The 21,813-nt window shown below is 47.6% G+C and carries 19 protein-coding genes; 16 read left to right on the top strand and 3 right to left on the bottom strand.

Annotation, left to right across the window (positions count from 1 at the left end):
• Positions 1–54: 54 nt before the first annotated feature.
• Genes BN8899_RS11505 through BN8899_RS11495 form a run of 3 tightly spaced genes read right to left on the bottom strand, consistent with a single transcriptional unit; the run spans position 55 to position 5,690 of the window.
• Positions 55–1,371 carry an efflux transporter outer membrane subunit gene (locus BN8899_RS11505; protein ID WP_065219539.1) on the bottom strand — a complete coding sequence of 439 codons (1,317 nt, stop codon included), beginning with the start codon at positions 1,369–1,371 and terminating at the stop codon, positions 55–57.
• Positions 1,368–4,571, bottom strand: coding sequence for an efflux RND transporter permease subunit (locus BN8899_RS11500; RefSeq protein WP_065219538.1), 3,204 nt, complete (start codon positions 4,569–4,571; stop codon positions 1,368–1,370). Before BN8899_RS11500 ends, BN8899_RS11505 begins: the two co-directional genes overlap by 4 nt.
• An 18-nt stretch (positions 4,572–4,589) precedes the next feature.
• A complete protein-coding gene (locus tag BN8899_RS11495; RefSeq protein WP_018337380.1) occupies positions 4,590–5,690 on the bottom strand; it encodes an efflux RND transporter periplasmic adaptor subunit in 1,101 nt (366 codons plus the stop codon).
• 148 nt (positions 5,691–5,838) lie between these two features.
• Between BN8899_RS11495 and BN8899_RS11490 the strand changes: the two genes are divergently transcribed.
• From BN8899_RS11490 to BN8899_RS11415, 16 genes are all read left to right on the top strand, one after another.
• Positions 5,839–6,687: an AraC family transcriptional regulator gene (locus tag BN8899_RS11490; RefSeq protein WP_065219537.1), complete on the top strand. Its 849-nt coding sequence runs from the start codon at positions 5,839–5,841 to the stop codon at positions 6,685–6,687.
• A gap of 133 nt (positions 6,688–6,820) precedes the next feature.
• On the top strand, positions 6,821–7,672 hold the full coding sequence (locus BN8899_RS11485) for an aldo/keto reductase (RefSeq protein WP_065219536.1): 852 nt from the start codon (positions 6,821–6,823) through the stop codon (positions 7,670–7,672).
• 65 nt (positions 7,673–7,737) lie between these two features.
• Positions 7,738–8,268: a flavodoxin gene (locus BN8899_RS11480; protein WP_065220700.1), complete on the top strand. Its 531-nt coding sequence runs from the start codon at positions 7,738–7,740 to the stop codon at positions 8,266–8,268.
• 14 nt (positions 8,269–8,282) lie between these two features.
• Positions 8,283–9,194: a helix-turn-helix domain-containing protein gene (locus BN8899_RS11475; protein ID WP_148375397.1), complete on the top strand. Its 912-nt coding sequence runs from the start codon at positions 8,283–8,285 to the stop codon at positions 9,192–9,194.
• A 268-nt stretch (positions 9,195–9,462) separates the two neighbouring features.
• Positions 9,463–10,107 carry a CoA transferase subunit A gene (locus BN8899_RS11470; RefSeq protein ID WP_018337387.1) on the top strand — a complete coding sequence of 215 codons (645 nt, stop codon included), beginning with the start codon at positions 9,463–9,465 and terminating at the stop codon, positions 10,105–10,107.
• Positions 10,108–10,152: 45 nt separating this feature from the next.
• Positions 10,153–10,539: a 3-aminobutyryl-CoA ammonia lyase gene (locus BN8899_RS11465; protein WP_018337388.1), complete on the top strand. Its 387-nt coding sequence runs from the start codon at positions 10,153–10,155 to the stop codon at positions 10,537–10,539.
• Positions 10,540–10,551: 12 nt separating this feature from the next.
• On the top strand, positions 10,552–11,379 hold the full coding sequence (locus BN8899_RS11460) for a 3-keto-5-aminohexanoate cleavage enzyme (protein ID WP_065219534.1): 828 nt from the start codon (positions 10,552–10,554) through the stop codon (positions 11,377–11,379).
• 34 nt (positions 11,380–11,413) lie between these two features.
• Complete coding sequence (locus BN8899_RS11455) at positions 11,414–12,457, top strand: L-erythro-3,5-diaminohexanoate dehydrogenase (RefSeq protein ID WP_018337390.1); 1,044 nt, start codon at positions 11,414–11,416, stop codon at positions 12,455–12,457.
• A gap of 95 nt (positions 12,458–12,552) precedes the next feature.
• Positions 12,553–13,590: an L-erythro-3,5-diaminohexanoate dehydrogenase gene (locus BN8899_RS11450; RefSeq protein WP_065219533.1), complete on the top strand. Its 1,038-nt coding sequence runs from the start codon at positions 12,553–12,555 to the stop codon at positions 13,588–13,590.
• 103 nt (positions 13,591–13,693) lie between these two features.
• Entirely contained in the window at positions 13,694–14,938 is a 1,245-nt protein-coding gene (gene ablA / locus BN8899_RS11445) for a lysine 2,3-aminomutase (RefSeq protein WP_065219532.1), read from the top strand.
• A gap of 92 nt (positions 14,939–15,030) precedes the next feature.
• Complete coding sequence (locus BN8899_RS11440; RefSeq protein WP_316244989.1) at positions 15,031–16,053, top strand: lysine 5,6-aminomutase reactivase subunit KamB; 1,023 nt, start codon at positions 15,031–15,033, stop codon at positions 16,051–16,053.
• A 27-nt stretch (positions 16,054–16,080) separates the two neighbouring features.
• On the top strand, positions 16,081–17,481 hold the full coding sequence (locus BN8899_RS11435; protein WP_065219531.1) for a lysine 5,6-aminomutase reactivase ATPase KamC: 1,401 nt from the start codon (positions 16,081–16,083) through the stop codon (positions 17,479–17,481).
• Positions 17,482–17,493: 12 nt separating this feature from the next.
• Complete coding sequence (locus BN8899_RS11430; RefSeq protein ID WP_065219530.1) at positions 17,494–19,050, top strand: lysine 5,6-aminomutase subunit alpha; 1,557 nt, start codon at positions 17,494–17,496, stop codon at positions 19,048–19,050.
• Positions 19,051–19,089: 39 nt separating this feature from the next.
• On the top strand, positions 19,090–19,878 hold the full coding sequence (locus BN8899_RS11425; protein WP_018337396.1) for a lysine 5,6-aminomutase subunit beta: 789 nt from the start codon (positions 19,090–19,092) through the stop codon (positions 19,876–19,878).
• Positions 19,879–19,908: 30 nt separating this feature from the next.
• Positions 19,909–20,568 (top strand): 3-oxoacid CoA-transferase subunit B, encoded by a 660-nt coding sequence (locus BN8899_RS11420; RefSeq protein WP_018337397.1) that lies wholly within the window; start codon positions 19,909–19,911, stop codon positions 20,566–20,568.
• Positions 20,568–21,770, top strand: a complete 1,203-nt coding sequence (locus BN8899_RS11415; protein WP_018337398.1) for an acetyl-CoA C-acetyltransferase — start codon at positions 20,568–20,570, stop codon at positions 21,768–21,770. Before BN8899_RS11420 ends, BN8899_RS11415 begins: the two co-directional genes overlap by 1 nt.
• Positions 21,771–21,813: the final 43 nt, after the last annotated feature.

Genomic DNA, 21,813 nt, shown 5'->3' with positions numbered 1-21,813 from the left:
AACATAGAAGTGGAGATTCCGTTTCTCGAAACAAAAGGCAAGCAAACGCCAGACTTATTGACCTCCACCCAACGCGTGATACAGGCTTATGATGCCCTGTATCTCATCGAATTTGTCCTGTGCCAATGATTTCTGGACATCCAATAGGGACTGTTGCGCGGTAAGCACCTCCAGGTAGTTCACCGAGGAATGACGCATCAACAGCTCCGTCTTTCGGACTGCCTCCTGTAAAGAGACGACACTCTTAGAATTTATCGCCAGCCTCTCCCGTGCAGTCTGCAAAGATACCAGCGCGTTATTTACCTCACTGCCAGCCTCAAGCAATTTCTGTTGAAATGCCAACGCTGCTATTTCCTGTTCCGCCTTGGCTATTTTCAGGTTAGCGATGTTCGTTCCGCGATTGAACAACGGTTGCGTCAGCGAACCGATGGCATTAAGCAGCCATTGTCCGGGATTGAGCACAACGCCACCTCCGTTGTTCGTCCATCCCGCACTCCCCGATAGATTAATAGAGGGATAGAAAGCTGCCCTTGCCACATTTGTGGCATAAAAAGCCTTTGCCAACGACATTTCAGCCTCCCGGACATCGGGACGATTTGCCAATAGCTGAACGGGGATCCCCATTGACATGGAATCGGGAAAAATCTGATCGGCAAATTTTCCCCGCTCTATGCCTTCAGGAGTTTGCGCCAACAACAGGCACATCGCATTTTCAGTCTCTTTCAAACTCTTACGCATGGACAACAAGGAGGCTTCGAGTGCCGCCCTGTTCGCTTCGGCTTGAAGAACTGCCGCGTCATTGGCACTTCCCGCCCGCATCAATGCCCGCAACGTCGAAACCGTCCGCTGCCAGTTCCGCAATGTCTGTTCTGCAATCGCTATCTGCTCATCCAACATCAGCAACGTGTAATAAGTTGAAGCGACCGATGCCACGAGCGAGGTCTGCACCGCCTGCCGATAGGCATAAGACTTCTCCAATGAAGCACGGGCTTCACGCTTGGCGGCTGTAACTTTGCCGAATATATCCATTTCCCAACTCGCGGCACCGCTTATATTGTACGTTTTAGCCGTCGAACCGTCCCAACTGTTCAGTCCGCCTTCCGCACCGAGATTCACGAACGGCAGATAAGCCAGACGGGCAGCAAGCAATGCAACTTCGGCTTGCTCTGCACGTAAGCGTGCTGTCCTTAAATTCGTATTACGCGTCAACGCCGTATCTATCAACTGTTGCAAGTATGCATCTTGAAACAACTCCTTCCACGAAAATGTCGCTATATTACTATCGACTTCTACCGTTTGCGAAAATTTCTTGTAAACACTACAACCTGACAACACGGTCAATATCAATATACTTATAATTATTTGTTTCATTGTTCCTCCTTTTGATCCATTTCTTTCAAATGCTTCAACAAAGCCACTTTTTCCTTCTCTCCCGTTATAACCGGGTCTGCTTGTTTGAACTCTATCGGCTTAACGCATTCCTCCATGGATTGGAAAAACATCCACAGGGCGGGCACGATAAACAATAGCACCAACGTTCCCACCAACATCCCCCCCACGGCACCGGTACCGAGCGTGGAATTACCATTGGCACCCACGCCCGAAGCGAACATCAACGGAAGCATACCGAATATCATCGTCAACGCGGTCATCAGAATAGGACGCAGACGATTCTTCGCCGCTCCCACGGCAGCCTGCTTCAAAGACATTCCGCCGCGGCGGCGTTCACCCGCGTAATCTGTAATGAGGATGGCAGTCTTTGCCAACAAACCGATAAGCATGATCAGTCCCGTCTGTAAATAGATGTTATTCTCCAGCCCGAACAACTTGGCAAACAAAAAACTTCCCATCAAACCACAAGGTACGGAGAGAATAACCGTAAGAGGGAGTATCAAACTCTCGTACATACCGCTCAGGATGAGATAAACGAGCACGATACAAACGGCAAAGATAATGATCACATTGTTGCCCGTGGTCGCTTGTTCCCGTGAAATACCTCCAAGTTCGTAGCCGTAATCTTTGGGCAACACTTCATCGGCAGCCTCCCTTATGGCTTTGAGTGCATCGCCCGAACTATACCCGGCAGCAGCGTTACCGTTAATTGCTATGGAGTTATAGAGGTTAAAGCGAGAGAGGGATTGAGGACCGTAAGTCTTGGTGAGTTTCACGAATTGCGATAACGGAGCCATCTCACCACCCACACGCACGTAGAAATGATTAAGCGACTCTTGCGTGACACGCTTTGCCGGATCGGCCTGAATCATCACACGGTACAGTTTGGAGAAACGGTTGAAATTCGAGACATAACTACCACCGTAATATCCTGACAGTGCGTCCAAGACCTCCGCTGTCGTGATTCCCGCGCGTTCGCACTGCGCGGCGTCAAGATCCACCCAATATTGCGGGTAATTATTTGCAAACGACGAGTACGCCGCCTCGATTTCAGGACGCCCGTTCAAAGCCTCCACGAATCGGTCGCATACATTCTTGAACTCGGACAAATCGCCACCAACCTTATCCTGCAAATAGAGTTCGAAACCTCCTCCCATGCCGTAACCCGGAATCATCGGAGGCGCCATCACGAACATGTTAGCGTCCGGTACATCGGCAGCAATACCGTAAAGCCTTTCCGACAGTTCCATTGCCGATTGTCCCACGCCTTTACGCTCGTCCCAATCGGTCAGTTTGATAAAGTACATACCCATCGACGGGCCAGCACCGTTAAATGAATACCCCGATATTCCGCTCGAATACTCGATTTCAGGAAACTCCGCCAGCTTCTCGTCAATCCTTTGCATGATACGGTTGGTCTCTTTCAGAGAACTTCCCGGCTTCGTGTCGAGGCTAATCATCAGAGTGGCAACATCCTCGTCCGGGACAAGCCCCGTGGGGGTGGAGTTCATCAAGAACACCAACGCCGCCAGACCCGCCGCAAGCGTTACCCACACGGCCCACCCGCGACGAACAAAAAAGAGAACACCGTTTTTATAGTAATGAAGCAAGGTATTAAAAGCAAGGTTATATACCCCGCGGAAACGGGCTGCAAAATTGTCCCTGGCTTCACCGTTCTCATCCACGTAAGGATTCAGCATCAACGCGCACAAAGCCGGAGACAAAGTAAGAGCGTTGATGACCGACAATCCGACCGCAACGGCCATGGTAATACCAAACTGCGTGTAAAACGTACCCGAAGTTCCGCCCATGAATGACGTAGGGATAAATACCGCCATAAAAATCATGGTAGAGACAATGATGGCCGACGATATTCCGCCCATCGCATCGGTCGTCGCCCGATAAGCCGACCGATACCCTGCATCGAAACGGCTTTGTACCGCTTCCACCACGATAATGGCATTGTCCACCACCGTTCCGATGGCAAGTACAAGCGCGAAAAGCGTAAGCAAATTGATGGAGAAACCTGCCACTGCCATAAAAGCAAATGTCGCGATAATCGAAACGAATATGGATATGGCGGGAATCAAGGTAGAGCGTATATCCTGCAAAAACAGATACACGACGAGCACGACCAACACGATAGCCAATAACAACGTCACAATCACCTCTTTAATAGAGGCATAAAGAAAGCGATTGGTATCACTTAAAGACACAAATTCAAGCCCCTCGGGAAGATCCTTGCCCATATCTTCGAGAACCGCATCGATTTCATTGATGACTGCCGAAGCATTGGAACCTGCAGTCTGATAGGTCAGGGCTAAAGCGCAAGGCTTACCGTTAATGGTTGAATGGAAATTATAGGCTTCGCTGCCCAGTTCGACATCCGCCACTTCTTTCAAGCGGAGTACGTCGCCGTCAGGCAGTGAACGAACGACGAGGTTTTCAAACTCTTCGGGTGTCGACAGCCTGCCCCTGTACTTCATCGTGTATTGAAACACGTTATCGTTATTCTCCCCGAAAGAACCGGTTGCCGCCTCTATATTCTGCGTGGCAAGAACCGCGGATATGTCCGACGGCACCAGTTTATACTGAGCCATCTTATCGGGTTTCAGCCATACACGCATACTGTAATTGGCCCCGAACAACATGAACTTACCCACCCCGCTGATACGCTTGACGCGAGGCTCTACGTTGATCTTCATGTAATTGTCGAGGAATTTGTTATCATAGCGACCTTCAGGATCATATATGCCGAAAGTTTTCAGCTCGGCATTCTGCTGTTTTTCGGTAGTTACACCCACTTGCACCACCTCGGAAGGCAACAAACCTTGGGCGGTAGCCACCCGGTTCTGCACGTTGACAGCCGCCATATCGGGATTCGTCCCTTGCTTGAAATAAACAAGCAGTTCGACATCACCGCTGTTGGACGCGGTCGATGTGATATAAGTCATGCCTTCCACGCCATTGATAGCTTCTTCCAAGGGTATGACAACCGCTTTTTGCACGGTTTCCGCGTTGGCTCCGGGATAATTGGTGTAAACAGCCACGGTCGGAGGCGCAATATCCGGATATTGCTCGATAGGCAACGAGAACAAAGCCAACACTCCCATCAATACCATTCCCACGGAAATCACGGCAGAGAGAATGGGACGGTCTATAAAATATTTCAGATTCATAACTTGTTCCTTTATACTTTAATCATTTTTTATGGATACGGGGGCACCGTCTTTCAACATAGCCACACCTTCACGAACCAAAACATCTCCCTCTTGTAAACCGCCGCGGACAAGGTATGTTTTACCGTTATTAAGTTTATCCACGCTGATCTCGGTGGACTTTGCCATACCGTCAACGACCTTATATACATATATCTTGTCCTGAATCTCGTAAGTTGTTCCTTGAGGGATGACTATCACGCCCCGTTCTTCATGGGGCAGAATCACGCTTCCCACTCCACCGCTGAACAACAGGCGTTTTTCATTCGGGAACACGCAGCGGACAGACGCCGTACCCGTCTGGGAATTGATGATCCCACTAATCGTTTCAATCCGACCTTTGCTTTCGTAAATGGACCCGTCGTTGAGTCGCAGCTCTACATCCGGCATTTTGCGGATCATTTCATCGGGCGATCCGTATTGACGGATAAGGTTGCGGATCTGATTCTCGCTCATGGAAAAATAGACATACATCTGTCTCGTGTCCGACACCGTTGTCAGCGGTTTGGATATGGACGGGCCAACCAATGCACCTGCCCGGAAAGGAAGTGTTCCAACCACCCCATCGACGGGGGAATGCACCTCGGTATATGACAGATCGTTTTTCGCGTTGGTTTCCCGCGCTCGAGCTTGTTCCAGGTTCGCTTCGGCAATGGTCAAAGCATTCTTTGCCATGGAAAGGTCGTACTCGGAGATGACCTTCTCGTCGAATAGAATCCGCTTGCTGTCATACTCAAGCTTCGCGGTCTCTACCTGAGCCTCGGCAACGTGGACACTGGCCGTCGCTGTCCTTAACGCCGCCCGATAGGACACTTGATCGATAACGAAGAGAGACTGCCCCCTCTTCACTTTTTCACCCTCTTTTACCATCAAACTCGAAATCGTTCCCGACACCTGCGGGTAAATCTCCACGTCCTGACAGCCCTCGATCGTGGCCGAGTAGGACTCTACAATATCGACCGACGTGGTCGTAACCTTAAATACCGGATAAACCCGCTCTCTCCCCGGGGCGGGACGCTCGTTTCCGCACGCCGTCAGGAGTGCCAGGCAAGCCGATAAAACAACTGTTCTGAATCGCATATATCTAACTTTAATTTGTAATCGAAATCACGGTCGCAAAATTACCGTGTTCCTCCATGCAACAATATACTTTTATCCCGACAAGTCGGGTACTTTTTCGGACAACAAGAGAGTCGTTTGAAAAGAAAGTAATAATTTTGCAGAAGATATGAATAAAGCTAAATACAAACTATGGGAAATAACCCGATACGGCATATCGGGAGAAACGGACCTGAAAGAAGGAATAGGTAAAATTGTCGACATCAACGGCTGCACGCTGCTCCGGTGCACCCAAGGACATGGAGTGGTCAGCATCGACTTTTGCGAGATGAAAGTATCCGCCGGCTGCCTGGTCGTTCTCACGGGGGATTTACCATTCATCCCCATCGAACTGTCAAGAGATTTCCACGCGTATTACATTTCCGTTCCCAAGGCACTTGCCGACGAAACGTTTTACAAAGTGGCCTCCTCTTTCTGGGACCTGCTCTACAAGCATCCCGTGCTTCCCACGACCCCCGAACAGGACCGACTACTAAAACATTGGTTCATACAAACCGATTGGATTATCAACCATTGCGATACAGAACAAGCGAAAGATGTCGTGAGAAACAACTTTTACAACCTGTTCGTCGCCATCGACAATGAAATGAGAAGAACGGGAATCGAGGAAGTCAGCAATTTCTCGAAGAACAGAAGCTGGAAACTGTACAATGATTTCTACACCCTGCTGAGCAGGCACCACACGAAACACCACGACGTGAAATACTATGCCGACAAACTGCACATAACACCGGATTACCTGTATAAATTATTCCACCGGATTGAAAATATCTCTCCCAAAGAGATGATCGACCGGTTTGTTATAGTTTCCATAAAAATTCTTCTCCAAAATACAGACCTATCCATCAAGAATATCGCGGCAGAGTTGCATTTTGATGACCCGCCCTACATGTGCCGTTTTTTTCGAAGAATGACAGGGATGTCCCCGTTGGAATACAGAGATAGCGTGAAAAAATAATTAAGTTATTCGAACCAATATCCCGGAATAGATAAATCAGTAATATTGGTAAGCATATCCGTAATTCGTATTCCACGCTTTCCGCTTTCTGTCCGTAATTTTGTAATACAAAAACAAATAAAACAACACGGACATGGAAAAAGCAGTATTAAATAATGGTATAGAGATGCCGATTCTGGGATTCGGCGTTTACCAGATCAGCGACGTGAATGAATGCGAGCGCAGTGTTTTTGATGCCATACAGGCGGGCTACCGCCTGATCGACACGGCAGCAGCCTACGTGAATGAAGAAGCCGTCGGCAAGGCGGTCAAACGTAGCGGGGTACCCCGCGAGGAGCTCTTTATCACGACAAAACTATGGGTACAGGACGCGAGTTACGAGGGGGCAAAGGCTGCTTTCCAAAAATCCCTCGACCGCCTGGGAATGGATTATCTCGACTTGTACCTGATCCACCAGCCTTTTGGCGATTACTACGGGGCATGGCGTGCCATGGAAGAATTGTACGCGGCAGGAAAAATTAAGGCTATCGGGGTCTGCAATTTCTACCCGGACCGCCTGGTAGACTTGATTCTTCACAACAAAATTGTCCCCGCCGTCAACCAAATAGAAACTCACGTATTCTTCCAGCGCACGAAAGACCAAATATTGATGGATGAGTACGGGGTACGCATCGAGTCATGGGGACCCTTCGCGGAAGGACGCAACGATATGTTCCGGAATCCTGCGCTTGTTTCCATCGCCGCGAAACACAACAAGTCCGTGGCGCAAGTCATACTTCGCTGGCTGACACAAAGGGGCGTTGTCGCCATCCCGAAATCCGTGCACAAAGAAAGAATCATCGAGAATTTCCGGATTTTTGATTTCCAACTGGATGCGGCAGATATAGAGGCAATAGCATCTCTGGACATGAATAAAAGTCTATTCCTCGACCATTATGACCCGGAAATTGCCAAATGGCTGGGAACGACGAAATTCGAGATTTGAAAACAAAGTAACAAACATAACACCCTATTAAAATGGCAACAAAGTATTTTTTTATAATCGCGACAATGATGATGACACTCAACATGAACGTAGAAGCACAGAAAACCACTAGCGGCAAAAAAGTTTTGGTCGCTTATTTTTCCCGGAGCGGGAACACGAAAGCCGTGGCAAACCACATCAAAGAATTGACAGGCGGAGATTTGTTAGAAATCGAGGTCGCCAAACCTTACCCGTCAGACTACCATACCTGCACGGAAGTCGCCAAGAAAGAAAAAGAAACAAACGCCCGACCGGAGTTAAAAACGAAGGTTAAGAACATGGAAGAATACGATATAATATTCGTGGGATTCCCGAACTGGTGGGGGACAATGCCGATGCCGATCCTGACATTCCTCGAAAGTTATAAACTGGAAGGCAAAATCGTCATTCCTTTCTGCACTCACGGCGGAGGAGGCGAGCAGAATTGCTTCAAAGATTTCGTGAAAAACACAAGCAAAGCTACAAACAAGAAAGGATTTCTTACCGGCGGCGGAATGGCAAGTTCAGCCCGTCCTCAAGTCGAGAAATGGTTACGGGAAATCGACATCATTAAATAAAAGGAATCATACCCGTGTGCCGGAAGGAAGTTATGAGCACCATGACAGGACGTACGCTAAAAATAGAAACGCTGAATCAATACAACAAGCTGATCGGGCAAAAAACATTACACCCGCTAATAAGTGTAGTTGATCCGTCCGGGACGCAACAATTCAAACGCCTCCCCGTCAGCGGCAATTTTTACGCGCTGTTTTTCAAACAAGTGGAATGCGGGGATTTCAGATACGGTCGGCGCAGCCATGACTTCCAATCCGGGACGCTGGTATTCAAAGCACCCGGAACACTTGTCGACATAGATGCCCTCCCGGGACACCCCGGTATCCTGTTTCACCCGGACTTATTGAATAACACGCTACTCGCCTATAAAAAAGCAGAATATACCTTTTTCTCGTACCGGGAAAATGAATCCCTCCACCTGTCCGAACAAGAAAAACAGACCGTACTGGAATGCATGGGAAACATCCGAAAAGAGTTAGAACGGGATATCGACAAGTTCAGTCTAAGGTTAACAACCATATATCTTGAATTGCTCCTGGATTATTGCCTGCGTTTTTACGAACGCCAATTTATTACCCGCACCAACCTCAACACCAACACGCTAGAATTACTAGACCAATTCCTGGAAGAATATTTCCAATCAGGACAAGAACTCAAAACAGAATCGCGATCCATCAAGTACATTCATGAAAAAATGCCTCAATCACCCGCCTATCTAAACGACTTGACCCGGATCGAATCCGGGAAAACACTTCGTGAATATATCTGCTTCAAAAGGATCGATATCGCTAAATATCTTTTACTTAAATCCGGAAAAACGCTCTCCGGCATTGCATCCGATTTAGGCTTTTGCGACACACCGTCTTTCTTCTATCTATTCAGAAAACTAGCGGGTTGTACGCCCGATGAGTACAGGCGAAAGCGTTGACACTCCTTTTAAAAACAAATTTCAAGTAAATCCCGAATCTTTTTCACTTGAAAGATTGGATTTTATCTTAAAAAATTCTAATTTTCTACCGGAAATCATGCGGCAACAACTAGAATTCAAATTCAACTACGTAAAATGATTCTCAATAAAGAATTTTTTCCGTTTTTGTGTTGAAAATATTTCATTTATTGCCCGAAATGATATAAATTTGACAAATCAATGCGAATGTGTTAAATATTTAACTGAATCAATATAAAAATGCTTCCTTATGAGTAAATTTATTTCTATCGAAGAGGCTATATCAAAAGTAAAAGATGGTATGACCATTATGGTAGGCGGCTTCCTAGCGAACGGAACCCCTAACAAGATCGTGGACGCTTTGGCAAAATCAGGCGTGAAGAACCTCACATTGATCTGCAACGACACGGCATTCCCAGACAGAGGTGTAGGTCAGTTGATCGCTAACAAGCAAGTAAAAAAACTTTTCGTGTCACACATCGGCACGAATCCTTGCACGAGTGAGCAAATGAATAGCGGAGAACTGGAAATCGAGTTCTGCCCGCAAGGTTCTTTAGCCGAACGCGTGCGCGCGGGCGGTTGCGGATTGGGCGGAATCCTGACTCAAACCGGAATGGGCACGATCGTTGCCGAGGGAAAACAAATCATCAACGTGGACGGTAAAGACTATTTGCTGGAAAAACCGTTAAGAGCTGACGTTGCTCTCGTGGGTGCAAGCCTTGGAGATAAAGCAGGAAACTTGGTTTACCGGGGGACATCACAAAATTTCAACCCGCTAATGGCTGCCGCAGCCGACCTAGTGATCGCAGAAGTGAACGAACTCGTGGAAGTAGGCGAAATCGCTGCCGAGAACGTGAAGACACCGTCTATTATGGTAGACTATATCATTAAGTGATTTACGATTTACGATTGAAGAATAAAATTAAAAATTAAAAGCAAGATGGAAAAATCAATGATACGTTTAAGAATGAGCGCAAAGGATGCTCATTATGGTGGGAATTTAGTAGACGGCGCACACATGGTACACTTGTTTGGTGATGTTGCCACGGAATTGTTAATCATGCATGACGGGGATGAAGGGCTGTTCGTTGCTTACGACAATATCGAATTTCTTGCACCCGTTTACGCCGGGGACTATATCGAGGCAACCGGGGAGATCGTGAAAGTAGGGAACACTTCCCGCAAGATGGTTTTCGAAGCGAAGAAAGTGGTAGTTTCCAGACCGGACATCTCTCCTTCTGCTGCCGACGTGTTGGAAGAACCCATCGTGGTTTGCCGTGCCAGCGGGACTTGTGTTGTCAAAAAGGAAGACCAGAGAAAAAATTAATAAATTATCATTATGGAGAAATTAATTATCACAGCAGCCATTTGCGGGGCTGAAGTTACCAAAGAACAAAACCCCGCCGTTCCTTATACAGTAGAAGAAATCGTGAGAGAAGCCAAATCTGCTGTAGACGCAGGTGCTGCCATTGTTCACCTTCACGTTCGTGAAGATGATGGTACTCCGACCCAAAGCAAAGCTCGTTTCAAAGAGTGTCTTGACGCCATTTATAAAGTATGTCCCGATGTGATTATTATTCCCTCAACCGGAGGTGCCGTGGGTATGACCGCAGAAGAACGTCTGCAACCGACAGAGCTTTTCCCCGAGATGGCAACCCTCGATTGCGGTACTTGTAACTTCGGTGATGACGTGTTTGAAAACACCATGCCCATGATGAGAGATTTCGGCAAAAGAATGCTGGAAAACAACATCAAACCGGAATACGAGTGCTTTGAAATGGGACATCTTGATACCATATTAAATATGGCCAGAAAAGGACAAGTTCCGGGGGCTCCCATGCAATTCAATTTCGTTCTTGGCGTTCCCGGATGTACTCCCGCCACGGTTCAAAATCTTAGCTGGATGGTAAACGCCATTCCCGCGGGTTCCACATGGACCGCAACGGGTATCGGTCGCCATGCCTTCCCCCTTGCAGCCGCCGCTATCGTCATGGGCGGTAACGTGAGAGTAGGTTTTGAAGATAATCTTTATCTCGAAAGAGGCGTGCTGGCGAAGTCAAACGGAGAATTAGTTGAGAAAGTAGTCCGTCTGGCAAAAGAGTTGGGACGCGAAGTTGCAACTTCGGCTGAAGCAAGAGTAATTCTAGGATTAAAACCATTAAAATAACATCGATTTCTTAAATTTCTAAATCCAAAATATTATGCAAAAGAAAGGAAACAAATACGGAACTCACCGTGTAATCGAACCGAAGGGCGTATTGCCACAACCCGCTAACAAGATTGACAACAACATGGACGAGATCTATGACAACGAGATCTTGATTGACGTTCAAACCTTGAATATCGACTCAGCCAGCTTTACCCAAATCGAGCAACAAGCCGGAGGCGACAAAGCTAAGATTGCCGAGATCATGATGGGTATCGTGGAAAAACAAGGTAAACACCGCAACCCGGTAACCGGATCAGGTGGTATGTTGTTAGGTACGGTTGAGAAAATCGGTGATGCACTGAAAGGCAAAATCGATTTGAAAGAAGGTGACAAAATCGCTACTTTGGTTTCTCTTTCTTTGACCCCGCTTCGTATCGACAAGATCAAAGATATCCGTCCGGACATCGACCAAGTGGACATCGATGGTAAGGCTATCCTTTTCGAGAGCGGTATCTACGCTAAGATCCCGGCCGACCTTCCGGAGAACCTTGCCTTGTCCGCGTTGGACGTTGCCGGAGCTCCCGCACAAACAGCCAAACTTGTAAAACCGGGCGATACAGTATTGATCATCGGTGCAGGTGGAAAATCCGGAATGCTGTGCTGCTACGAGGCTAAAAAACGTGCAGGCGTTACCGGTAAAGTAATCGGTTTGTGCCACAGCCAGAAGAGTACGGAACGTTTACAGAAACTTGGTTTCTGCGACTATGTATTCTCGGCCGATGCAACTCAACCCGTTCCGGTAATGGAAAAAATCTCTGAATTGACGAATGGTGAGATGTGTGACGTAACGATCAACAACGTGAACATCACTGACACGGAAATGACCTCTATCCTTTGCACGAAGAACACGGGTATCGTTTACTTCTTCTCTATGGCAACCAGCTTCACGAAAGCCGCTCTTGGCGCCGAAGGCGTAGGAAGCGACGTGACGATGATCGTGGGTAACGGTTACACGAAAGGTCATGCAGAGATCACTCTTCAAGAACTGAGAGAATCAGAAGCCTTAAGAAAGATCTTTACAGAACTTTACGCTTAATTAATTTACGACTTATGATTTACGATTTATGATTGCTTACACGGTAATTGTCAATCGTAAATCATAAACTAAAATCTAAAATTTAAAATTATTCGATGGACAAAGGTTGTAGATACGGTACACATAGGGTTATCACCCCGGAAGGAACACTTCCCCAACCGGCACTGAAGCTGGATAACACGATGAGCATTTACGACAACGAGTTGTTGATAGACGTGCAAACACTGAATATTGACTCTGCCAGTTACACGCAGATCAAGGGTGCTTGCGGCGGGGACGCGTCAAAAATGAAAGAGATGATTCTCTCGATCGTGGAGGAACGGGGCAAGATGCAAAATCCGGTGACCGGTTCGGGGGGTATGCTGATTGGTACGGTAAAAGAAATAGGTCCAGCATTCCCGGATAAATCATTGAAAGTGGGTGACAAGATCGCGACGCTGGTATCCCTTTCCCTGACACCTTTGAAAATCAATAAAATCAAGAATCTCGACCCCGCATCCGATCAAGTTGACGTGGATGCGCAAGCGATTCTTTTCGAAAGCGGCTTATATGCCGTACTGCCGGATGACATACCGGAGAAATTGGCATTGGCAGTGTTGGACGTGGCAGGAGCACCGGCTCAAGTGGCACGTCTGGTAAAAGAAGGTGATACGGTTTGTATCATCGGGGGAGGCGGAAAGTCCGGAGTACTTTGCTGCTACCAGGCAATGAAAAACGTAGGACCTTACGGAAAGGTTATCGTGGTAGAATACTCGGAAGAGAATGCCCGAAGGATAAAAGACATGAATCTCGCCACTCACGTGATTGTTGCCGACGCGACAAAAGTGATGGACGTGTACAAGAAAGTGACCGCTATCGCGGGAGAAAGAGGTTGCGAGGTGACAATCAATAACGTGAATGTTCCCTCGACCGAAATGACCTCTATTCTAGTCACAAAAGGACAAGGATGTGTTTACTTCTTCTCTATGGCTACCAGCTTCACGAAAGCAGCACTGGGAGCCGAGGGAGTAGGAAAAGATATAAATTTAATCGTGGGAAACGGTTACGCGAAAGGACACGCAGAATTAACCCTGAATATTATTCGGGAATCTGCCGAGATCCGGGAGTTGTTTGAAAAATTGTATGTGAAATAAATTGATAACCTCTAACAAATTTAATACTCAACAAAAAGGCGGATTTGCGCGAGGCAATCTAAAATCTAAAATTCAAAATCTAAAATCTAAAATATTACAAGTGATGTCAGAAAGCAGACGAAAAGAGTTTTTCCCAGAAGTTACCGACGAACAATGGAACGATTGGAAATGGCAAGTGAAAAACAGAATTGAAACACTCGAGCAATTAAAGAAGTACATCGAGTTGACCAAAGAAGAAGAGGATGGTATCCGCGAGTCTTTGAAGACTTTAAGAATGGCGATTACCCCTTATTACTTGAGCTTAATTGACAAGAATAACCCGTATTGCCCGATTCGCAAACAAGCTGTTCCTTCCGCTTTAGAACTGCACAGATCGGAAGCCGACCTGTTGGATCCTTTGCACGAAGACAGTGATTCTCCCGTACCGGGTTTGACTCACCGCTACCCGGATCGCGTGTTGTTCCTGATCACGGACCAATGTTCCATGTATTGTCGTCATTGTACCCGCCGGCGTTTCGCGGGACAAAAAGATAGTGCTTCCCCGACCGAACGTATCGATAAATGTATCGAGTACATCGCCCAAACCCCGCAAGTACGGGATGTACTGTTGTCGGGAGGAGACGCGTTGCTGGTAAGCGACGAACGTTTGGAATATATTATCAGCAAATTGAGAGCCATCCCGCACGTGGAGATTATCCGAATCGGAAGCCGTACTCCCGTGGTGTGCCCGCAAAGAATCACCCCGGAGCTGGTTAATATGTTGAAGAAGTATCACCCGATCTGGTTGAACACCCACTTCAATCACCCGAACGAGATCACGCCGGAATCAAGTGCCGCTTGTGCACGTCTTGCCGATGCGGGTATCCCGTTGGGGAATCAAACCGTACTGTTGAGAGGCATCAATGACTGTACTTACGTGATGAAACAATTGATGCACGGGTTGGTGAAAATGCGCGTTCGCCCGTATTACATTTATCAATGTGACCTTTCCATGGGTATCGAGCATTTCCGTACTCCCGTATCCAAAGGTATCGAGATCATCGAGAACTTGCGCGGTCATACTTCCGGATATGCAGTTCCCACGTTCGTGGTAGACGCTCCCGGAGGAGGTGGAAAAACACCGGTAATGCCGAATTATGTTCTTTCTCAGTCACCGAAACGTGTTATATTGAGAAACTACGAAGGTGTTATCACGACCTACACGGAACCGGAAAACTATAAAGAAGAGTGCCACTGCCCGGAATGCGAAAAAGCCCGCAAAGAAGGCGTAGCCGCTCTGTTGAATGGTGACGCCCTCTCTATCGAACCGAAACACTTGGCTCGTAACGAGAGAAATCACCACGAATAAATCGATTCGATGATTCTGTGATTTCCGATTAAGTGATTCATCGCTTCTCCGGAAATCACCGAATCATTTAATCTCTAAATCAACAATTGATTGTGTTTATCGAGGAAATATTAAAATACAACAGTATTGCAATCGTGGGACTGGCTAAGAACGCCGGGAAAACAGAATGCTTGAACTATATTCTTCGGCACGTGAAGAATACGGGGAAGCGTTTTGCCCTAACCTCCATAGGCATTGACGGGGAAAGCAAAGATCAAGTCTGCCAGACACCGAAACCGGAAATAGAGATATTCGAGGATATGATATTCATCACATCCGAGATGCACTACCGGAGCAAGAGGCTGGTGGCAGAGATCATGGATGTCAGCACACAACAAACCTCTTTAGGACGACTGGTTACAGCTAGAGCCGTCTCTTCGGGGAAAGTGCTATTATCCGGTCCCGCCGACACGGGGTCGCTGCGAACCTTGATCCATGAAATGAAGCGTTTCGATGTCGACACGACGATTGTAGACGGCGCCCTCTCCCGCCTCAGCCTAAGCTCTCCGGCGGTGACTGAAGCCATGGTATTAGCCACGGGAGCCGCACTGTCCTGCAATATTCCTCAACTGGTAAGAAAGACAAAATACGTCTACGACCTCATATGCCTGGATGAAGCGGCTCCCGATATTATCCGGAAGCTGACGGGCATCGAGCAAGGCGTGTGGTCGATTGACGAGGAAGGAAACGTCCACGATCTGGATATTCCCTCCGTGTTTATGCTTGAAAACAGAAAAGAAGATGTCTTCAAGCACGGGAACACGTTGTACGTGGCAGGTGCCATTAGTGACAAATTATTGCATTTCCTCCGGCAGCAGAAACAAATCCGGGAGATCACGCTAATCATGCGGGACTTCACGAAAATGTTCGCTTCCATGGAAACCTATTACGCTTTCGTGAAAAAAGGCGGTACCATACGGGTTTTGCAAAAAAGTAAACTACTGGCAGTCTGTATAAATCCCCAATCACCGGATGGATACTGCCTGGATTCGGACGAATTGCGGGTTGCCATGCAGGAAAGCCTGGGCATCCCGGTGTATGACGTGAAAAGAATTGAAAATTTAAAAATTCAGTGATTATTAAATCACAAAATAAATAGTAAGGTGTTTTTACGTAGCGCGATAGAAGAAGTAAACGGGTTCAGGTACATGATCGACCAACTGGAGATTCAATCCGGGCTGGCAAAACGTGTATTGAATACACAACTCTATTTACACACGAAAGAAGAGATTGTCGCCAAACTGGACAAAACGGAAGCGGCTGTCAACCTCCTGCGTGATTCCCTGTTGACCGACACCATCACCAAAATCAACGTGAAACTTATGCAGGTGAAAGATATCCGGGGTACAGCAAACCGGATAACCGAATCACAAGCATTGGATGACATTGAATTGTTTGAATTAAAATCGTTCTCGTTGCTCGTCATGGAGATCAGGCAATTATTGCTTGCCGCGCGCATTGATGTGGTAGTACTTCCGGACTTGGAACCGGTCGTCAACATCCTTGACCCGGAGAGAATGCGTATCCCTCATTTCTACGTTTATGATGTTTATTCCGAAGAATTGGTAGCCCTACGGGCAAAAATGAAGGCTCTGAAAATGGATGCCAAGACCGAAGACAAACAGCTGGATCAATTGCAATTCGAGCATACGATGTTGGAAGATCGTGTCCGGGAAGAATTGTCTACACGAATACATCCGTACAAACAAGAAATTAACGAGGCTATCGCGCAAGTGGCAACGCTCGATATTTTACTTGCCAAGGCAAAGCAGGCTATCGAGATGCGACTGTGCAAACCGGAGATCACGGAAACGGTCACTCGTTACAAAAATATTTTCAACCCGCAGGTAAAGGAAGTTCTGCGGCAAGAGGGGAAGAAATTCCAGGCTATCGATATAGACATCGCCCCCGGGGCGTGCCTGATCACCGGAGCCAACATGGCAGGCAAGAGCGTTATTCTAAAGACGGTTGCTTTAGCCCAAACCCTATTCCAATTCGGTTTCTACGTGCCGGCAGAACACGCGGAAATCGCGCTGGTTGACGAGGTACTCTTGTGCATCGGTGACGAGCAATCCGAGCTGAGCGGTCTTTCCTCCTACGCTTCGGAAATGTTAAGGCTAAACACCATCGTTCAGGACGTGAAAGCAGGCAAAAACGCCCTTATCCTGATCGACGAACTGGCAAGGACGACCAATCCCGCGGAAGGGAAAGCGATTGTCAACGCGACGCTCGACTTCCTGACGGACAAGGGTGCCCGTTCCCTGATTACCTCGCATTACAGCGGCATAAAAGCCGGATGCAGGAAAATGCGGGTAAAAGGATTTATAAAAGATAAAATAAACGGTCAGCTGACCATTAATAACATAAACGAGTTTATCGATTACTCGCTGGTCGAGGATACTCAAAACTCCGTCCCGCAGGAAGCGATGCGCATTGCCCGCATCCTGGGTGTAGACGACGAACTGCTGGATAAGGCAGAGAATTATTTGGAACAGAATTTATAACAGAACAAAAATATGCAGAACAGTAAATTAGGGTTAGATTTCAACAAAGTAGCACACGCGAAAGACGTGGCTAGAAAGATAGCCGACGATGTACAGAAATTCGTGGAGCAGTACTCTACCGTTGCCGTTGAGCGTACATTATGCCGCTTGCTCGGCATTGATGGCGTTGATGCCAACACGGTGCCGCTTCCCAACGTCTTGGTAGACGAGATCAAAGACAAAGGAGTGTTAAGTCAAGGTATTCTCTTTTTCTTGGGTAACACGATCGTGGAAACCGGAATGGACCCGCAACAAATAGCAGAGAAAGTTGCAGAGGGACAGCTGGATATGACCACGTTGCCCGTTCACCCGATGGACAAGATCAAGGCAGCCTTGAAACCTTACGTGGACGCAAGTATCAAACGCATCAGTGATCGCCGCGCCAAGAAAGAAAATTACTTGCAAACGATAGGCGAAGGTCCGAAACCTTACCTATACGTGATCGTGGCAACCGGAAATATCTACGAGGACGTGGTACAGGCTCAAGCAGCCGCACGCCAGGGAGCCGACGTTATCGCCGTAATCCGTACAACAGGGCAGAGTTTGTTGGATTACGTGCCTTATGGAGCTACCACCGAAGGTTTCGGGGGAACTTTCGCCACCCAGGAAAACTTCCGCATCATGCGTAAAGCACTGGACGAAGTGGGTGAAGAAGTAGGACGTTATATCCGCTTGTGTAACTACTGTTCCGGGTTGTGTATGCCGGAAATTGCCGCCATGGGTGCTTTGGAAGGCTTGGACGTGATGCTGAACGATGCCCTTTACGGTATCCTGTTCCGCGATATTAATATGCAACGTACACTGGTCGACCAATTCATGTCACGGGTCATCAACGGATTCGCCGGAGTCATTATCAACACAGGTGAGGATAACTACCTGACTACCGCCGACGCCGTGGAACAAGCCCATACCGTGCTGGCTTCCGACCTGATTAACGAACAACTGGCTTTAATCGCCGGGCTGAAAGAAGAACAAATGGGATTGGGACACGCTTTTGAAATGGACCCCTCGTTGGAAAACGGGTTCCTGCTGGAGCTTTCCCAAGCACAAATGACCCGGGAGATCTTCCCGAAAGCCACTTTAAAATATATGCCTCCGACCAAATTCATGACGGGAAACATTTTCCGCGGACACATACAGGATGCACTTTTCAACATGATCGGGATATGGACTTCACAAGGTATCCAACTATTGGGAATGCCGACGGAAGCTATCCACACGCCTTTCATGTCCGACCGTTACCTTTCTATCGAGAATGCCAAATACATTTTCGGTAACATGAAAAACATCGGCGACGAGGTAGAATTCAAAAAGGACGGGATCATCCAAAGTCGTGCCAAAGAGGTATTGGACAACGCTATCGCGCTACTCGAGAACATCGAGCGGGAAGGACTTTTCACCGCACTTGAAAAAGGTATCTTCGGAGACGTGAAACGCCCGAAGAATGGCGGTAAAGGACTTGACGGTGTAGCGGCAAAGGGAGCCAATTACTACAACCCGTTTATTGAGCTAATGCTCAACAACAATTGAAAATTGAAAATTGAGAATTGAAAAGAAAGGAGCGACACTATGAGTGGAGGATTATATTCTACCGAGAAAAATGATTTCGACCAGACGCTGGATCTGAAAAAAATAAAACCCTACGGCGACACGATGAACGACGGGAAAACTCAATTGAGTTTCACGTTGCCCGTACCCGCCGGGGACGAGGCTATCGAAGCCGCAAAACAATTGTTGAAGAAAATGGGTTTCGAGAACCCGCAAGTCGTGTATCACAAGGAATTGACCAAGGGATTCACCTTTTTCAATTGCTACGGGAGCTGCACGCACACCGTGGATTACACGAATATCCACGTGCCGAAAGTGGAAGGTACGAAATGGGATATGCACGAAACAGACGAGTTTATCCGTGAAAACATCGGACGCCCGTTAATCGTCGTGGGAGCCAGCACCGGAACCGACGCCCACACCGTGGGTATCGACGCCATCATGAACATGAAAGGCTTCGCGGGACACTACGGCTTGGAACGATATGACATGATCGAAGCCCACAACTTGGGTAGCCAGGTTCCCAACGAAGAATTTATAGCCAAAGCCATCGAACTGAAAGCGGACGCCCTTCTGGTTTCACAGACCGTTACACAGAAAGACGTGCATATTCACAACATGATTGAACTCGTGGAGATGCTCGAGGCGGAAGGCTTGCGGGACAAGGTTATCCTTGCTTGCGGCGGACCCCGTATTTCCCACGAGTTAGCAAAAGAATTGGGTTACGACGCCGGATTCGGGATGAACACCTACGCCGACGACGTGGCTTCATTTGTTGCACAAGAATTTGTTAGAAGAAGAAATAAATAATTAAATTCACGATCAAAAATCAAAACGGTTATGGATAAAGATCAAGTAAGAGAAGTGATCGCCAAGCGAGTAGCTCTCGAATTAAAAGACGGCGACGTGGTAAACTTGGGTATCGGATTACCGACAATGGTTCCGAACTACTTGAAGAGTGACGTACACGTGGTACTGCAATCCGAAAACGGATTGTTGGGCATGGGACCGAAACCGGAAGCCGGAAAAGAAAATCCGGAACTGACGGATGCCGGCGGTGGTTTCATCACGGCTATTGACGGGGCATGCAGCTTTGACAGTGCCACTTCCTTCGGTATCATCCGGGGTGGACACGTGGATGTAACCATTCTTGGTGCCTTACAGGTAGACGAGAAAGGGAACTTGGCAAACTGGATCATCCCCGGCAAAAAAGCCCCGGGTATGGGTGGAGCCATGGATCTTCTGGTCGGTGCTAAAAAAGTAATCCTTGCCATGGAACACACGGCAAAAGGAAGCCACAAGATACTAAAAGAATGTACCCTGCCGTTGACGGCAGCCGGTGAGGTCGACATGATTATCACCGAAATGGGTGTGATGAACGTTACCCCGGCAGGTATCGAACTAGTAGAATTAAACAGTGAATTTACATTGGATGACATCAAAGCAGCAACAGGCTGTGAATTAATAGTTTCTAAAGACTTAAAACCTATGCCTCAATAATGAAGACATATATCGTAGCAGCAAAAAGAACAGCGATCGGCAAATTTTTGGGAAGTACTCTTTCTTTATCAGCAGCAGACCTCGGTGCAGCGGTAATCAAAAATATTATTGCAGAAACCGGAGTTAATCCTGCCAATATCGATGAGGTAATCGTGGGTAACGTACTATCCGCCGGACAGGGTCAAGGTGTAGCCCGTCAGGCATCTATCAAAGGGGGTATCCCCCAGGAAGTACCGGCCTACGGTATTAACATGATATGCGGTAGCGGCATGAAAGCCGTACTCAACGGCGTAAGCGCTATCAAAGCGGGATTGGCGAACCTGATCATCGCGGGAGGTACCGAATCCATGTCAAAAGCCGGTTACATTCTCCCCGGGCACGTCCGTGACGGACACCGCATGGGAGACGTAACCGTCATCGACCACATGGTATTCGATGGTCTCACGGATGCTTTCGAGGGGTACCACATGGGAGTCACGGCAGAGAATATTGCAGAAAAATATTCCATCAGCCGCGAGGAACAGGACGAATTTGCCATGGAATCGCAGAAGCGTGCTATCGCTGCTATCGATAATGGTAAATTCAAAGCCGAAATTGTGCCTATCGAATATAAAATGAAAAAAGAAGTTTTACAATTCGATACGGATGAATTCCCCAACAGAAAGACATCCCTGGAAAAATTATCGACCTTGCGTCCCGCTTTCAAGAAAGAGGGTTCCGTGACAGCCGGTAACGCTTCCGGAATCAACGACGGAGCATCATTCGTGATGATCGCGTCGGAAGAGGCTGTTAAACAGAACAATTTAACTCCCCTATGCGAGATTATCGGTGTCGGGCAAGGCGGTGTGGATCCCGCCATCATGGGTATGGGACCCGTGCCAGCTATCGCCAATGCGCTGAAGAACGCTAACATTAAACTATCTGATGTTGACGTGATCGAACTGAACGAAGCGTTTGCAGCACAATCACTGGGAGTAATTCATGAACTGATGGCACAACACGGCGTAACGAGGGAATGGATAAACGAACGTACAAACGTAAACGGTGGTGCTATTGCACTGGGTCACCCCATCGGGGCATCGGGCAACCGCATCATCGTATCACTTGTATATGAAATGCTAAACAGTGAAGCTAAAGTAGGTATGGCTTCCCTCTGTATAGGGGGAGGTATGGGAACGGCGTTGATTTTAAAAAAATGCTGATTTAGGATTACAACTAGCTTCAATCAATTAAAAAAACATTAAT

Origin of the sequence: Butyricimonas sp. Marseille-P2440 (genome assembly GCF_900091675.1) — a bacterium.
Classification (GTDB): domain Bacteria; phylum Bacteroidota; class Bacteroidia; order Bacteroidales; family Marinifilaceae; genus Butyricimonas; species Butyricimonas synergistica.
This window is presented reverse-complemented; position numbering and strand designations above follow the sequence as displayed.

Bases quoted from the DNA above. Each gene is read 5' to 3' on its own strand.
- BN8899_RS11505 (WP_065219539.1), bottom strand. From the start codon at position 1,371: ATGAAACAAATAATTATAAGTATATTGATATTGACCGTGTTGTCAGGT.
- BN8899_RS11500 (WP_065219538.1), bottom strand. From the start codon at position 4,571: ATGAATCTGAAATATTTTATAGACCGTCCCATTCTCTCTGCCGTGATT.
- BN8899_RS11495 (WP_018337380.1), bottom strand. From the start codon at position 5,690: ATGCGATTCAGAACAGTTGTTTTATCGGCTTGCCTGGCACTCCTGACG.
- BN8899_RS11490 (WP_065219537.1), top strand. From the start codon at position 5,839: ATGAATAAAGCTAAATACAAACTATGGGAAATAACCCGATACGGCATA.
- BN8899_RS11485 (WP_065219536.1), top strand. From the start codon at position 6,821: ATGGAAAAAGCAGTATTAAATAATGGTATAGAGATGCCGATTCTGGGA.
- BN8899_RS11480 (WP_065220700.1), top strand. From the start codon at position 7,738: ATGATGATGACACTCAACATGAACGTAGAAGCACAGAAAACCACTAGC.
- BN8899_RS11470 (WP_018337387.1), top strand. From the start codon at position 9,463: ATGAGTAAATTTATTTCTATCGAAGAGGCTATATCAAAAGTAAAAGAT.
- BN8899_RS11465 (WP_018337388.1), top strand. From the start codon at position 10,153: ATGGAAAAATCAATGATACGTTTAAGAATGAGCGCAAAGGATGCTCAT.
- BN8899_RS11460 (WP_065219534.1), top strand. From the start codon at position 10,552: ATGGAGAAATTAATTATCACAGCAGCCATTTGCGGGGCTGAAGTTACC.
- BN8899_RS11455 (WP_018337390.1), top strand. From the start codon at position 11,414: ATGCAAAAGAAAGGAAACAAATACGGAACTCACCGTGTAATCGAACCG.
- BN8899_RS11450 (WP_065219533.1), top strand. From the start codon at position 12,553: ATGGACAAAGGTTGTAGATACGGTACACATAGGGTTATCACCCCGGAA.
- ablA (WP_065219532.1), top strand. From the start codon at position 13,694: ATGTCAGAAAGCAGACGAAAAGAGTTTTTCCCAGAAGTTACCGACGAA.
- BN8899_RS11430 (WP_065219530.1), top strand. From the start codon at position 17,494: ATGCAGAACAGTAAATTAGGGTTAGATTTCAACAAAGTAGCACACGCG.
- BN8899_RS11425 (WP_018337396.1), top strand. From the start codon at position 19,090: ATGAGTGGAGGATTATATTCTACCGAGAAAAATGATTTCGACCAGACG.
- BN8899_RS11420 (WP_018337397.1), top strand. From the start codon at position 19,909: ATGGATAAAGATCAAGTAAGAGAAGTGATCGCCAAGCGAGTAGCTCTC.
- BN8899_RS11415 (WP_018337398.1), top strand. From the start codon at position 20,568: ATGAAGACATATATCGTAGCAGCAAAAAGAACAGCGATCGGCAAATTT.